Source organism: Micromonospora sp. NPDC018662, assembly GCF_044391475.1.
Classification (GTDB): domain Bacteria; phylum Actinomycetota; class Actinomycetes; order Mycobacteriales; family Micromonosporaceae; genus Micromonospora.
In genome coordinates this window covers 373,706-386,788 of the sequence record NZ_JBISAC010000001.1, presented here as the reverse complement: position 1 = coordinate 386,788, position 13,083 = coordinate 373,706, and the positions used below count along the sequence as shown (strand labels likewise).

Here is a 13,083-nt window from a genome sequence, read left to right as displayed (position 1 = left end):
TGGGGGAGCCTGGTTGCCACTCCGGGTCGAGGACGACAGCAACAGTGGGCCCACTACGCTCAGTCCGCCCGTTGGGTGCTGAGCATCGCGTAGCGACGGACTGAGCGTAGTGGGCCTGTCAAGCCGTGGCGATCCCGCGCGCCGGCGAACCTCTCCAGACGGCCTACTCCTCTTCGCCCAGGTCCGCGTCTTGGTCGACGTCGTCCTCGTCAGCAGCCTTTTCCACGGCCGGCTTCGAGCGCATCCCGCCTAGGGCGGCAGCCGCCTCCTCGTCTGAGTCCGGCATCAGGTGGCCGTATATCTCGCTGGTTATTGCCAGGGTGGCGTGACCGAGCCGGCGTGACACCACGAGCGGTGGAACGCCACGGGCGAACATCCAGGTTGCGCACGAGTGGCGCAGTCGGTGAGGGCCGCCGTCGTGAACCTCTAGGCGGAGGATTCCTGAACAGTCGCAGTCCGAGACCGCTTCTGGATGCGCGCCGATGTGATTGGCGCACCGGTTCCATCCCGGCGAGAGCCAAGCTCCGCACGGTTTGCCGTGGTCGTTGGTCCCGCCGTGGTCTCGGCACCGGCCCTTCAGGCCCGGGGTTCGTTCGCCGCGCATGGGTGGCGGGTGTGATGGGCAGCGCTGCGCTTCGATCATCGCCGGGCGCCACACACGGTGGTAGAAGTTCGAGTAGTCGATCATCTGGCCCTCGTCGCCGGAGAAGACCAGGTCTCCCTTCTTCTTGTTCTCCAGCAGCGGCCTGAGGTCCTCGAAGAGTTCCATGTCGATCGTCAGCTCGCGTCGGCGCCGGCCCTTTGTGGTGCCGAGGTACCGCTCGGCACCGAGGCCGGTGCGCTTCCACGCGCGGCTGATGCGCACCTTCGGTCGCGGACTGTTGGCGGACGGCGCGACGATGTGCTCCGTCGCCACCGCGGTCGCCTCGGACCAACGGGTGCCGGTGTAGGCGAGGAAGTTCAGCAGCGGGTGCCACTTCTTGTCGAATCGCTCGCGCAGTAACACAAAATCGTCATGGGAAAAGGCTGCGGCCTCATCTTCGCCGGTGTCGTCGTCAGCGGTCTGGTTGCGGACAAAGTCGGTGTCCTTGCAGGGGTTGCGTTCGATGTGACGTGCTCGAATCCCGGCGTCGAGGCACTGCTGCAGCAGGGAAAAATCTCGGGTGACGGTGGTGTTCTTCGCTCCGTCGGCCCTGCGGCGGTTCACCCACCTGCCGATGTCGAGCGCCGTGATCTGGTCCAACGGCATGGGGCCGAAGGTCGAGCTGATGTGATCACGGAACTGCTGCTGATAGGTCGCCCGGGTGCCCGGCGTGATGCGGGTGGTGGATCCAAGCCACTGGTCGAACCACTGCGCGAGCGTAGGACTACCGGAGGTCGGCTCCTCGGCGGGAGGTCCGAGGATCTCGTGCTCCACCTGCTGGGCCGTCCACGAGTGGCGATGTCCCTCGGCGATGTCCCGAGCCCGCTTCGCCAGCTTCTCCGTCAACCAGGTAGAGGACTGGTATAACGGCTTCCCGTGCTCGTTCCGGATCAGCCGGCCGTCGTTATCGCACAGGCGCCACGCAACCCGGTACCGCCCGGACCTGATTTCGATCTTCGCCACCGCGCCTCCCAATCGCCGCCTCGTGAGCCCATGGGGCCTGCACCAAGGGGATTCGACGCAGTATAGCGTCACACTGCGTAGAGATTTCTTCGCAGATTTTCACCGGTCGGCGGCGCATATCGCACCTCACTCCTCACTGAATGCAATCAGAAAGTCGGAAGGTCGGCGGTTCAACTCCTCCCGCTCGCCCCGCCCTTGCCGGACGGGAGGCCGCGACAGCCGGAGGCGCTCTCCGCTCTTCTGCAGCCGAGAGCGCACCTACGATCCCCCGCGCCTCAACTAGATTCAGGTCGGCGCCCCATATCTCGTCTCCTGTGCCCCCATGGGGGCACAGGAGACGAGATATGGGGCGCCCTATCGTCACTTTCTGTAGAACCTGATACATAAAGAACTCGGACAAATTGCTATAGGCGCAGGCCAGAGCCCTCACTAACCTCCCCCTGAAAATCGGAAGGTCGGCGGTTCGACCCCGCCCCTGGCCACATAGCCTTTCGCCGGGCTACAGAGATCCCCACCAGCGGAAACGCCGGTGGGGATCTTGCTGTAGGCACCGATTTCGGCGTAGGGCACCGACGGTAGACCTTGGAAGCTCCGGGCCCCTCCGAGGGCCGTTTCCTGCCAAGATCTGACGTGGCGGCTCGCGCCGGGACACCAGTTCCCACGGCCGGGCTGAGCGCGCGTTCACCGTCTCGGGCGGTGCTGGCTCATGCCGCCCTGGATCGCCTCCCACACGCTCCGACCGGCCTGCCGCAACGTCTGCCCGGCCTGCCCGGCCAGGTGGGCTGCCCCGGCCCCCGGTTGCGCCGCCCCGCCCGGCCCGACCTCGCCGTCCGCCGGCGAGGCACGGGCGGCGGATCCCGGTCCCGTCCCGGGCTCGGCGTCGCCGCCGGACCCGGCGGCTTGGGCGGGGGCGACCCCGGCTCCGGCCCCCGAGGAGGCGGCGTCACCCACCGCCTCCGACCCGGGCTCGCGCACCGATCCCGTCTCGGCCGGCCGCGCGGTACCGGCCGGCCGTTCCGCTGCCGGGGCTGAGGATCCCGCCGCCGGCCCGCCCCCGTACGGTGCCCGCGCACCCGACTCGGACGGCGTATCCCGCTCGATCCGATCCATCACCGCCGGCCCGGTCCGGTCGACCACCTCATCGACCTCGGCCACCTGCTGTCCGGTCCGGTCGAGCACCTCACCGGTCCCGGTCACCTGCTCCACGACCTGGCCGGCCGCCCGGTGCACGTCGTCGACGGTCACCCCGACGGAACGGGCCAGCGCGTCGATCAGGTGCGGGTTGCGGTCGATCGTGGTCAGCGCCCGGTCCAGGATCTGCACCAGCTTCTCCAGCCGTACCTTCAGCAGCGCCTCGGCCCGGACCCCGGTGATGTCCAGCTCGACGCCCTCCAGGTGCACCCGCACGCCGGCGTCCAGTTGGAGCAGGTTGGCCAGCCGGGCGCGCAAGGAGAGGTCCGCGTCGAGCCCGTCGACCGCGAGCCGGATCTCGTCGACCGACAACTCCGGCACGTCGAGCAGGACGTCCGGTTCCGGTCCGGCGGTACCCCGCGGCGTGGCCCGCTCGTCGGTCGCTCCGCTGTCGCTCATGCTCCCGCTCCCCCATCGGCCGGTCCGGGTCAGCGGCGGTTACCCGGTTTCGGGTACGACATCCACCGCCGGTCCCGCGGTCGGGAACCCGCGTTCCCGCTGTCCGGAAGCGGGCGAAACCAAAGCTGCACAGCGAGACATCAGCCGGTATGGTCCGGGCTTATGGGACAGGAGATGGCCGATCCGGATGAGGTCCGGCAGGAATCCGACCGTTTCTCCCTGCGCAGCAGCATCCTCGTCCCGGCGTCCAGCGAGCGGGCGTACGCCGTCTTCACCGGCGCGCTGGCCGACTGGTGGGTCCGCGAATACACCTGGTCCGGGCCGGAGGCGCTGGCCGCGCTCGGGGTCGAGCCGAGGGCCGGCGGCATGCTCTACGAGATCGGCCCGTACGGCTTCCGCAACGACTGGGGCCGCGTGCTGACCTGGGATCCGCCCCGCCGACTGGTCTTCACCTGGCAGATCGGGCCGGACCGGGTGCCGGTGCCGGACCCGGCCCGGGCCAGCGAGGTGGAGGTGCTCTTCCACCCGGAAGGCCCCGACTCGACCCGGGTGGACGTCGAGCACCGTTACTTCGACCGGCACGGCTCGGCCGCCGAGGGCTACCGCGAGGCGCTCACCGCCGGCTGGCACGAACTGCTCTGCCGCTACCTGGCGACGGTAACCCGCGCCACCGACTGACCGGCCGCCGCGCGACCGCGGGTCAGCCGGCGATGCCCGGACGCGCCCCGGTGCCGGTCAGCCCGGTGTCGCCCAGGTCGGCCCGGCGGCCGGCGGCGGCGCCCGGGCCGAAGCCACCACCGGCGAGCCGGCGGCGCGGTGCGGTACGCAGTCGCGGGTACACCTCGGCGAGCCGGCGTTGGACACGGTCGGAGCGGTCGGCGAGCACCAGCGCCACCGAGGGCACGCCGGCCTCGGCGACGGCGCCGGCCTCGGCCGCGCGCAGCCGCTCGGCGACCACCTGGGCGAAGCCGGCCAGCCAGGTGCGCCGGAACGCGGCCGGGTGCTCCCCGACCGGCACGGCGGCCCCGGCCAGCCCGTGCGCCGCCTGCACCAGCAGCGAGGTGAAGAGCAGCTCGACCCGTTCCAGGTCGCTGGCGAAGCCGAACAGGTGCATGGCGAAGCCGGTGCCCTGCCGACGGCGGACGCAGCGGCACCGCAGCGGGTCGGCGACGGCGGCGAGCAGGCCGGCCTTGTCCCGGGCGTACGGGGCGACCACCTCGACCGTCCGGTCGCCGACCGGGTCGCCGTCCGGTTCACGGGCCGCGAGCAGTGCCCGGTCGACGCCGTACCGGGCGATCAGCTCGGTGGCCTTGGCCATGAACGTGGCCGCCTCGGCGGGCGTGCAGGCCGGGTCCTCGGCCTGGGCGAGCAGCTTGCGCACCTTGCTGAGCATCGCCTCGGACATCAGTCAGAGGTACCACAACGACGGAGCGGTCAGTCCGCCCGGCTGCGCAGCGTGGCGATGGTCGAGCCGGCGAGCGTGAGCAGGCAGTCGGGCAGCAGCCCGTCGGCGGCGGCCGCGCCGAACAGCGCCTCGCCGGTGTCGGCGTCGTCGTTGGCGTACGCGCTGACGAAACGGGCCACCCAGCGGGTGTCGTAGTCGGCCTGGTCGATGCCGGGGAAGTCGAGCGCGGCGGCGCCCACCGGGGCGTCGTCGCCGAGCATGGTGGCGGCCAGGCACCAGGCCACCCCGTACGCACCGGCCAGCCCGGAGCGGTCCACCACCGCGTCGAAGGCGCCGACCACACCGGCGCCGTCGCCGGCCAGCGCCGAACGGAGCACGGCGGTCGCGTCGTCCAGCGTCTGCTGTGCGTCATCGGTCACCCGCGGAACAGTAACGCCGGGGGTCAAGCGGTGACCCGGAATCAGCATGTCGATCACCGAGAGTGATACCCGCAGTCGGGGTGCCGACGGAGCCCGGTCCACAGTCCCACGTGCCGCACCGGCACGCTAATGTGCGCAGCGGACCTTCGCCGGAGGAAGGACGACCATGCTTGGAAATCGCACGTCGCGCGCGGCCCTGTCCATGGCCTGCGCGGCGCTCCTGCTCGCTACCAGCGCCTGCGGGAGTGACGAGCCGAAGGACGCGGGCACCACCCAGGTCCGCCTCTACGGCACCGACGGCAACATGCAAAATTCCTTCGCCGCGGAACTCAAGGACCGGGCGAATCTCCTCAACGGCATGAAGGGCACCACCCCGCTCACGCCGTTGCCCGAGAGCTTCAAGGAACGGCTACGCAACGTCAATCCGAAGCTGACCGACTACCTCTACTCCGCGGAGTCGTACGACGCCGTGGTGATCAGCGCGCTGGCGGCCCAGCTCGCCGGCACCACCGCGCCGGCCGAGATCGCCAAGCAGATCGTCGGCGTGACCACCGGCGGCCAGCGCTGCGACGAGGTGGCGGCCTGCCTCCAGCTCGCCCGCGCCGGCCAGGACCTGGAGTACCGGGGCGTGTCGCTGACCCGGGCCGGCTTCACCGACAACGGTGAGCCGGCCACCGCGAGCTACGGCACGCTGCACTTCGACAATCAGCAGCTCGACGACGCGAAGACCGAGTTCGTCGGTGCCGGCGAGGACTCCGGGGCGAGCACCAAGTCCCCGCCGCGTGGCCGCAAGCCCCGCGGCGGCAAGGCGAAGGACGCGCCGCTGGTGCTCGGCGGCCTGCTGCCGAAGACCGGTGACCTGGCGCTGGCGTACCCGCCGATGGCCGCCGCGATCACGCTCGCGATCAACGAGATCAACGCGGGCGGCGGGGTGCTCGGCGAGCCGGTGAAGTTCATCGAGGGCGACGACGGCACCAACCCGGCGGTGGCGAAGGCGACGGTGGCCACGCACGTCGCCCAGGGCGTACCGGTGATCATCGGTGCCGGCGCGTCCGGCGTCTCCCGCGCGGTGCTGCCGGACGTGGTGGCCGCCGGGCGGATCCTCTTCTCGCCGTCGAACACGGACGCGGGGCTGAGCACCGTGGACGACAAGGGGCTCTACTTCCGTACCGCCCCGCCGGACAGCCTCCAGGGCCGCGCGCTGGCCGACGTGATGCTGCGGGACGGCCCCCGCAAGATCGTGCTCCTGGCCCGTAAGGACTCCTACGGCGAGGGCCTCCAGGAGAACGTCCGGGCCGAGCTGGAGAAGGCCGGGGTCGGGGCGGACCGGGTCAAGCTGCTGACCTACGTGCCGCCGGACGACCCGAAGACGCCTGTCGACTTCACCGGCCTCGCCAAGGACATCAAGAGCTTCGGCCCGGAGGCCGTGCTGGTGATCGGGTTCGGCGAGTCGGCGACCGCGATCACCGCACTGGCCGACGCCGGGGTGCAGATCCGGAACTGAGCCGTCCGGCCGTCGAGGGCCGCACCGGGGCGCCCCGGTGCGGCCCTCGGCGTGCCGGGGCTCAACGCGCCCGGCGCCGCTCCAGGAACTCGGTCATCCGCCGGTGCTTCTCCTCGTCCTCGAAGAGCACCGCCTGGCTCAGCAGGTCGAGCTGCGGGTGCGCGGCCGGCGGCGCGTCCACCGCCAGCTTGGTCAGCCGCAGCGCCAACGCCGAGCCCTTGGCCATCTCGTCGAGCAGGCCGTGGGCGGTCGGCAGCAACTCCGCCGGGTCGGCCACCACCCGGTTCACCAGGCCGATCCGCAGCGCCTCGTCGGCGGCCACCCGCCGGCCGGTGAAGAGCAGCTCCTTGGCCCGGGCCTCGCCGATCAACGCGGGCAGCCGGTAGGTCGCGCCCGCGCCGGCCAGGATGCCCAGCCGCACCTCGGGCTGACCGAAGACCGCACGGCCCGTGCACACCCGAAGATCGCAGGCGTACGCCAGCTCGGCGCCGCCGCCCAGCGCCGGGCCGTCGACCGCCGCCACGGTGGGCAGCGGCAGCGCCCGGATCCGCGCGAAGACGCCCTGGTTGATGGCGGCCAACGCGTCCAGCCGGCCGCGCTCGCGGAGCTGGGCGATGTCGGCGCCACCGGCGAAGATGCCGGCCGTCCCGCCGGTGAGCAGCATCAGCCGGGGGCGTGCCTCCAGCTCGGCGCAGACCGCGTGCAGCTCGCCGACCAGGTCGGCGTCGATCGCGTTGCGCTTCTCCGGCCGGTCCAGCGTGACCACGAGCCGGTCCGGCAGCTCCTCGATCCGCAGCCCGCTCACTGCTTGACGCCGCCTTCCCACGTGTAGAAGCCCTGACCGGACTTCTTGCCCAGCCGGCCGGCGGCGACCATCTCCACCAGCAGCGGCGGCGGCGCGAACCGGTCCCCGTACGCGACCTGGAGCGTACGCGCGATGTCGAGCCGGACGTCCAGCCCGACCAGGTCGGTCAGCTCCAGCGGGCCGACCGGGTGCCGGTAGCCGAGCACCATCGCCTTGTCGATGTCGGCCGGGGCGGCCACCCCGTCGGCCACCATCCGGATCGCCTCCAGGCCGAGCGTGACGCCGAGCCGGGAGGTGGCGAAGCCGGGCATGTCGCGTACCACGACGGGGTCCTTGCCCAGCCGGCCGGCCAGCGCGACCGCCGCCTCGGTGGTCTCCGGCGCGGTGGCCGGGCCGACCACGACCTCCAGCAGCGCCATCGCCCAGACCGGGTTGAAGAAGTGCAGCCCGAGGAAGTCCGCGGGGCGGGTCAGCCCGTCGGCCAGCGCGGCGATCGGGATGCTGGAGGTGTTGCTGCCCAGCAGCGCCGGCCGGCGGCCCTCGGCCTGGCGGAGCACGGCGCGCTTGAGGTCGAGCCGCTCCGGTACCGCCTCCACGATCACGTCCGGCCCGTCGGCCACCTCGGCCAGCCCGGTCCGCAGGGTCACGCGTACCCGGTTGGCGGTGGCCGCCTCGGCGGTCAGCTTCCCCCGCTGCACGGCGCGGTCCCACAGCTCGCCGAGCCGCCGGACGGCGGCGGCCCCCCGCTCGGGGTCCACCTCGACCAGCTCGACCGCGTACCCGGCGCCGGCCGCCACGTACGCGATGCCGAGGCCCATGGTGCCGGCCCCGACGACCACAAAACGACCACTCATCGCTGTCCCCTCGTCGCGGCGGGTGGCGCGCGGGGTCTCCGCCGCACCGGGCCGGCCGCTCGCTCGTCCCTGGGTGCGACCCTATGCGCCGACGGGGACGCCGGGCATGCGTGGGGGCCGGGCGGACGGGGTAAAGATCGCCGTCAACGCCGAAGGAAGGAACGAGATGAGCCAGGCACCGGAGAGCGCGGAGCGCACCGAGACGGTCGAGACGCGCGGTGACGAGCGGGTGGACCTGCTTCGCGCGGACACCAACAACGACGGCAAGACCGACGTGTGGGTGGTGGACACCGACGGCGACGGCAAGGCCGACCTGTTCCAGTTCGACACCGACGGCGACGGCAAGGTGGACATCACCATGGTCGACATCGACGAGGACGGCACGCCGGACGAGGTGGTCGACGGCGACGGCGGCCTGCCGCCCGAGGAGACCACGCCCACCGTCCAGGTGTGAGAGGTAAGGAGGGGCCCCTTCTTATCGCCTAGGCGATGGGAAGGGCCCCCTCTTAACGTCTGAGCGTGAGCGTGGCGAGGTAGTAGGGACGGTCGGTGTCGTCCACGTCGGTCAGTCGCCACGGGGAGCCGTGGACCAGCTCGGCGAACTCGTCGGGCGAGCACACCAGGTAGTCGAACCAGTCGGTGCCGAGCAGCCGGTAACGCAGCCGCAACCGCAGTTGCCCGCCGAGCCGGCCGCGCCGCCGGTTCGCCTCGTGGTAGCCGGTGTGCACCGGGTCGGTGGTGCCGTACGGGTCGGTGCCGTGCGCGATCACGCGCGCCCCGGGGCGGGCCAGCGCGGCGAGCGCGGCCAGCAGCGCGGGGGCCCGCTCGCGCCCCTCGAACAGGCCGAGGTTGTTGCCGAGCAGCAGGAACGTGTCATAGCGCCGGCCGTGCGCGACGTGCTCGTCGACGGTGGCGTGCACCAGCTCGCGGACGCCGCGGTGGCGGCTGACGCGCAGCGCGCCGAGCGAGGTGTCCAGCCCGGTGACCGGCACCCCGCGCTCCTGGAGGTGCAGCGCGATCCGGCCGGCGCCCACGCCGACGTCGAGCACGTGCCCGTGCACCCGGTCGACCGCCCGGTGGTCGTGCGGCTGCCACTGCTGCGGCGGGTCCAGGTAGTGCCCGGCGGGCGCGCCGTTGACCAGCCCGTCGTCCCGTTCGATGATCTCGATGACCGGGCGGGGCAGCCGTCCGCCGGCCAACGGGCGGGGTCCGACCCCGGTGGCCACCGCGTACGCGTCGCGGATCATCTCGCCGAACACGTCGCCGATCGTGGGGTCCCCGGTCATGGGTGCACGCTATCCGGGCTCGGCGACGCTGTCGCAGCCGTATCCTGGCGGCGTGACCGACCTGGACCGCCTGGCGGCGGAGAAGTACGTCCTGCTCACCACGTTCCGCAAGGACGGCCGGGCGGTGCCGACGCCGGTGTGGGCCGTGCGCGACGGCGACGCGTTGGCGGTGTGGACGGTGTCCGACTCGGGCAAGGTGAAGCGGATCCGGCGGGACGGCCGGGTCACGGTGGCCCCGTGCGACGTGCGGGGCCGGCCGCACGGCGAGGCGGTGCCGGGCCACGCGACGATCGACGATCCGGAGCGCTCCCGCCGGGTCCGCGGGCTGCTGAAGCACAAGTACCGGCTGATCGGCCGGATGACGTTGCTGGGCAGCCGGCTGCGCCGGGGCGAGCGCGGCACGGTGGGGCTGCGGATCGTGCTGGACGCGCCGCCCCCCGGACACGATTGAGGGCGGTGGCCCGTCGGCCGACCGCCCTTCATCGAAAAGCTGGAAAAACTCCGGGTCGTCAGTCACCCTGCCGCTGCTGGGGGATCTGCCCCTGAAGCAGGGCCCGAACCTCCGACTCGCGGTAACGGCGGTGGCCGCCCAGGGTCCGGATGGCGCTGAGCTTGCCAGCCTTGGCCCACCGGGTCACCGTCTTCGGGTCGACACGGAACATCGACGCCACCTCGGCCGGTGTGAGTAGCGGCTCGGGTTCGTGCGTTCGCGATGCCATCGGGGTCACTCCTCCACATGTATAGACATCGGCCGGGGTCCCGCCGGCCGACGCGTCTCCCATGGTCCGGCTAGTCCCCGATGTCCGACATGGGCCGAACGGCTGAAGGTCCCTAGACGGACGGATGAACCATGCCCGATTTTTACGACTTTTACACGTCAGAAAGTACCTTATTCGGACTCATGATCACGGTTCGTGATGCGTCAACTACGAGACACTCTCGTATCCCGTACCCTGAATAGGGGCAAAACGACCGTCAGTTGCAGCGTTCCAGAAGTTGCACCGCGCGCCAGCGGGCGACCAGCTTGTCGTACGCCGCCGAAGCCTCCTCGGCCTCGCCCCGGGACAACCCGGCGAGGCCCGCCGCGACCAGTTCGGTCGAGTCGTCGGCCACCAGCGTCTCGTCCGGCAGCAACTGCACCAGGCCGCCGTAGTCCAGCTCCACCACCGAGCGCGGATGGAACTCCTCCAGCCAGCGGGCGGCCTCCTCGACCGCCTCGGTGATCGGCGCCTCCCCGACCGACTTGCGCAGCACCGACAGCGCCCGGGACGAGCGGCGGCGCGCCTTGGAGATCTCCGTCCGGTAGCGCAGCGCGCGTCGCTCCGCGTCGGTGACCAGATGCCGCTCGCCGGCCTCGAACAGCACGAACCACCGCAGCGGCACCCCCCAGGTGGCGACCTGCTCGTGCACCCGGGGCACGCCGTGCTCCAGCACCCGTGCCCCGCTGCGCCAGTCCTCCACCACGGCCTTGGCCTGACCGGCCAGGACCGGCGGCACGAACGCGTCGGCGAGCACCGGGGGCACGCCGTCCCGGGCGCTCAGCGCCGCCTCGGCGACCCGGATCCGCAGGTTCCAGGGGCAGACCAGCAGCGTGTCGTCGGCCTCCAGGACGTACGCCTCGTCCGGCAGGTCGGGCAGCCGGGTCCAGCCCGCGCCGAGCGCCTCGATCACCGAGGTGCGCTGCCGGACCGGCCCCTCCAGTGGGGCGATCGCCCGGCCCTCGCTGACGTACCGACGCCAGTACGACTGCCGGTCCCGGTCGAAGGCGGTCAGCGGCTCGTACACGCGCAGGTATGAAGCGAAGAGCGACGGCACGGCGCGATCCTCCCACGAGACGACACCGTCCGTCGCCGCCGTCACACCGGCGGCGTGACGTGCGCGACAGTACGGTTCCGGCCGATATTAGGCTCAACGGCACCGGCATCATCCCGCCGGCGTGCCACCGAAGGTTCCGCGCCCCACAAGGGCGCACACCGACACAGGAGTCAGCCATGGGCGTATTCGCCAGCACCGACGACCCGTCATCCTCGGGTCACGAGCAGGTCGTGTTCTGCCAGGACAAGCAGTCCGGCCTGAAGGCGATCATCGGGATCTACTCCACCGCGCTGGGCCCCGCGCTCGGTGGCACCCGGTTCTACCCGTACGCCAGCGAGGCCGACGCCCTCGCCGACGTGCTCGACCTGTCGCGGGGCATGGCGTACAAGAACGCGCTGGCCAACCTGGACCTGGGCGGCGGCAAGGCGGTCATCTGGGGCGACCCGGAGCAGCTCAAGAGCGAGGCCCTGCTGCGCGCGTACGGCCGCTTCGTGGAGTCGCTCAACGGCCGCTACTACACCGCCTGCGACGTCGGCACCTACGTCGCCGACATGGACGTGATCGCCCGCGAGACCCGCTACGTCACCGGCCGCAGCGTGGAGCACGGCGGCGCCGGCGACTCGTCCATCCTCACCGCCTGGGGCGTCTTCCAGGGCATGCGGGCCGCCGCGGAGCACGTCTGGGGCAGCCCGACGCTGGCCGGTCGCCGGGTCGGCGTGGCCGGGCTGGGCAAGGTGGGCAAGTACCTGACCGCGCACCTGCTGGACGACGGCGCGGAGGTCGTGGCGACCGACGTCAACCCGCGCGCCCAGGAGTGGGTGCGCGCCACCCACCCGCAGGTCACACTGGTCGACGACACCGCGGCGCTGGTCGCGTCCGACATCGACGTGTACGCCCCCTGCGCGCTGGGCGGCGCGCTGAACGACGACACGGTGCCGGTGCTGCGCGCCAAGGTGGTCAGCGGCGCGGCGAACAACCAGCTCGCCCACCCGGGCATCGAGAAGGTGCTCGCCGACCGGGGCATCCTCTACACGCCGGACTACGTGGTGAACGCCGGTGGCGTGATCCAGGTCGCCGACGAGATCGAGGGCTTCAACTTCGAGCGGGCCAAGCTGCGCGCCACCCGGATCTTCGACACCACGCGGCAGATCCTCCGGCTCGCCGACGACGAGGGGGTCCCGCCGGCGGTGGCCGCGGACCGGCTCGCCGAGCGCCGGATGGCCGAGGTCGGCCGGCTGCGCGCCATCCACCTGCGGTGAACGGCTGCCCGGGGGCGGGCCGCGGGTCCGCCCCCGGGCAGCACGTGCCCGGGTTGGGCGTTAAGCTGTTTTCGGTGGTTACGTAGCGGTTTGACCGCTGTCACGGCCGGCCCCGGCAATCACCCCTTACCGGGTACACTTTGTGACGGTCGGAACACTGCGACGCGCAGGGCCGGTCGACGGTGACCCGAGGTGCCGAACGATGGCATCCCCATGTACCGTAAGAGCCACGAGAGATGCCTGACGTCATCGGGGCCCGCCTTCGGGCTGCCCCGCATTCTGTGCGAGGGGGTCGAGCCATGGGGCGCGGCCGTGCTAAGGCCAAGCAGACGAAGGTGGCCCGGGAGTTGAAGTACCACTCCCCGAACACCGACCTAACCGCCTTGCAGCGTGAACTGGCGGGTAGTGGTAAGTCTGAGCACAACTTCGACGACGACTACAAAGAGTATGTCGACGACGATGACGAGGACCACGCGGACGACGACCCGGACCCCTGGGCCCGTCCGGCCCGCTGACCTCCGGTCACATCTGAGCACGCGG

General features: G+C 71.6%; 15 protein-coding genes. 6 read left to right on the top strand and 9 right to left on the bottom strand.

Annotated elements, in window-relative coordinates; all coding sequences use genetic code 11:
* Positions 1-163: 163 nt before the first annotated feature.
* Complete coding sequence (locus ACH495_RS01875; protein WP_396855873.1) at positions 164-1,606, bottom strand: tyrosine-type recombinase/integrase; 1,443 nt, start codon at positions 1,604-1,606, stop codon at positions 164-166.
* A gap of 681 nt (positions 1,607-2,287) precedes the next feature.
* The gene (locus ACH495_RS01870; RefSeq protein WP_396855872.1) at positions 2,288-3,196 is read right to left on the bottom strand and encodes a hypothetical protein; all 909 of its coding nucleotides are present in this window, start codon (positions 3,194-3,196) and stop codon (positions 2,288-2,290) included.
* A 162-nt stretch (positions 3,197-3,358) separates the two neighbouring features.
* Here ACH495_RS01870 and ACH495_RS01865 point away from each other — a divergent pair, with 162 nt between their 5' ends.
* A complete protein-coding gene (locus ACH495_RS01865) occupies positions 3,359-3,874 on the top strand; it encodes an SRPBCC family protein (protein ID WP_396855871.1) in 516 nt (171 codons plus the stop codon).
* A 22-nt stretch (positions 3,875-3,896) separates the two neighbouring features.
* Here the strand turns inward: ACH495_RS01865 and ACH495_RS01860 are convergent, their stop codons facing one another.
* Positions 3,897-4,601: a DUF2786 domain-containing protein gene (locus tag ACH495_RS01860; RefSeq protein ID WP_396855870.1), complete on the bottom strand. Its 705-nt coding sequence runs from the start codon at positions 4,599-4,601 to the stop codon at positions 3,897-3,899.
* 29 nt (positions 4,602-4,630) lie between these two features.
* Positions 4,631-5,020: a hypothetical protein gene (locus ACH495_RS01855; RefSeq protein WP_396855869.1), complete on the bottom strand. Its 390-nt coding sequence runs from the start codon at positions 5,018-5,020 to the stop codon at positions 4,631-4,633.
* Positions 5,021-5,186: 166 nt separating this feature from the next.
* Between ACH495_RS01855 and ACH495_RS01850 the strand changes: the two genes are divergently transcribed.
* Positions 5,187-6,524: an ABC transporter substrate-binding protein gene (locus ACH495_RS01850; RefSeq protein ID WP_396855868.1), complete on the top strand. Its 1,338-nt coding sequence runs from the start codon at positions 5,187-5,189 to the stop codon at positions 6,522-6,524.
* A gap of 61 nt (positions 6,525-6,585) precedes the next feature.
* On the opposite strand, the gene ACH495_RS01845 is transcribed toward ACH495_RS01850, so the two are convergent.
* Both ACH495_RS01845 and ACH495_RS01840 read right to left on the bottom strand, forming a co-directional pair.
* Positions 6,586-7,329 carry an enoyl-CoA hydratase/isomerase family protein gene (locus tag ACH495_RS01845; protein ID WP_396855867.1) on the bottom strand — a complete coding sequence of 248 codons (744 nt, stop codon included), beginning with the start codon at positions 7,327-7,329 and terminating at the stop codon, positions 6,586-6,588.
* Entirely contained in the window at positions 7,326-8,183 is an 858-nt protein-coding gene (locus tag ACH495_RS01840) for a 3-hydroxyacyl-CoA dehydrogenase family protein (RefSeq protein ID WP_396855866.1), read from the bottom strand. The genes ACH495_RS01845 and ACH495_RS01840 overlap by 4 nt, the downstream gene beginning before the upstream one ends.
* Before the next feature lie 166 nt (positions 8,184-8,349).
* On the opposite strand from ACH495_RS01840, the gene ACH495_RS01835 reads away from it, so the two are divergent.
* Positions 8,350-8,637 carry a hypothetical protein gene (locus ACH495_RS01835; protein ID WP_107157979.1) on the top strand — a complete coding sequence of 96 codons (288 nt, stop codon included), beginning with the start codon at positions 8,350-8,352 and terminating at the stop codon, positions 8,635-8,637.
* Positions 8,638-8,689: 52 nt separating this feature from the next.
* Here the strand turns inward: ACH495_RS01835 and ACH495_RS01830 are convergent, their stop codons facing one another.
* On the bottom strand, positions 8,690-9,469 hold the full coding sequence (locus tag ACH495_RS01830; protein WP_396855865.1) for a class I SAM-dependent methyltransferase: 780 nt from the start codon (positions 9,467-9,469) through the stop codon (positions 8,690-8,692).
* 52 nt (positions 9,470-9,521) lie between these two features.
* On the opposite strand from ACH495_RS01830, the gene ACH495_RS01825 reads away from it, so the two are divergent.
* Positions 9,522-9,920 (top strand): PPOX class F420-dependent oxidoreductase, encoded by a 399-nt coding sequence (locus ACH495_RS01825; protein ID WP_396855864.1) that lies wholly within the window; start codon positions 9,522-9,524, stop codon positions 9,918-9,920.
* A 58-nt stretch (positions 9,921-9,978) separates the two neighbouring features.
* On the opposite strand, the gene ACH495_RS01820 is transcribed toward ACH495_RS01825, so the two are convergent.
* A complete protein-coding gene (locus ACH495_RS01820; RefSeq protein WP_007073996.1) occupies positions 9,979-10,188 on the bottom strand; it encodes a BldC family transcriptional regulator in 210 nt (69 codons plus the stop codon).
* Positions 10,189-10,444: 256 nt separating this feature from the next.
* Positions 10,445-11,284: a hypothetical protein gene (locus tag ACH495_RS01815; protein WP_396855863.1), complete on the bottom strand. Its 840-nt coding sequence runs from the start codon at positions 11,282-11,284 to the stop codon at positions 10,445-10,447.
* Between the two features lie 176 nt (positions 11,285-11,460).
* On the opposite strand from ACH495_RS01815, the gene ACH495_RS01810 reads away from it, so the two are divergent.
* Both ACH495_RS01810 and ACH495_RS01805 read left to right on the top strand, forming a co-directional pair.
* Positions 11,461-12,543: a Glu/Leu/Phe/Val dehydrogenase gene (locus tag ACH495_RS01810; RefSeq protein WP_396855862.1), complete on the top strand. Its 1,083-nt coding sequence runs from the start codon at positions 11,461-11,463 to the stop codon at positions 12,541-12,543.
* 299 nt (positions 12,544-12,842) lie between these two features.
* On the top strand, positions 12,843-13,058 hold the full coding sequence (locus tag ACH495_RS01805) for a DUF3073 domain-containing protein (protein WP_396772249.1): 216 nt from the start codon (positions 12,843-12,845) through the stop codon (positions 13,056-13,058).
* Positions 13,059-13,083: the final 25 nt, after the last annotated feature.

Coding starts and splice junctions, on each gene's coding strand:
- ACH495_RS01810 (WP_396855862.1), top strand. CDS start 11,461: ATGGGCGTATTCGCCAGCACCGACGACCCGTCATCCTCGGGTCACGAG.
- ACH495_RS01870 (WP_396855872.1), bottom strand. CDS start 3,196: ATGAGCGACAGCGGAGCGACCGACGAGCGGGCCACGCCGCGGGGTACC.
- ACH495_RS01830 (WP_396855865.1), bottom strand. CDS start 9,469: ATGACCGGGGACCCCACGATCGGCGACGTGTTCGGCGAGATGATCCGC.
- ACH495_RS01865 (WP_396855871.1), top strand. CDS start 3,359: ATGGGACAGGAGATGGCCGATCCGGATGAGGTCCGGCAGGAATCCGAC.
- ACH495_RS01820 (WP_007073996.1), bottom strand. CDS start 10,188: ATGGCATCGCGAACGCACGAACCCGAGCCGCTACTCACACCGGCCGAG.
- ACH495_RS01850 (WP_396855868.1), top strand. CDS start 5,187: ATGCTTGGAAATCGCACGTCGCGCGCGGCCCTGTCCATGGCCTGCGCG.
- ACH495_RS01840 (WP_396855866.1), bottom strand. CDS start 8,183: ATGAGTGGTCGTTTTGTGGTCGTCGGGGCCGGCACCATGGGCCTCGGC.
- ACH495_RS01835 (WP_107157979.1), top strand. CDS start 8,350: ATGAGCCAGGCACCGGAGAGCGCGGAGCGCACCGAGACGGTCGAGACG.
- ACH495_RS01860 (WP_396855870.1), bottom strand. CDS start 4,601: ATGTCCGAGGCGATGCTCAGCAAGGTGCGCAAGCTGCTCGCCCAGGCC.
- ACH495_RS01805 (WP_396772249.1), top strand. CDS start 12,843: ATGGGGCGCGGCCGTGCTAAGGCCAAGCAGACGAAGGTGGCCCGGGAG.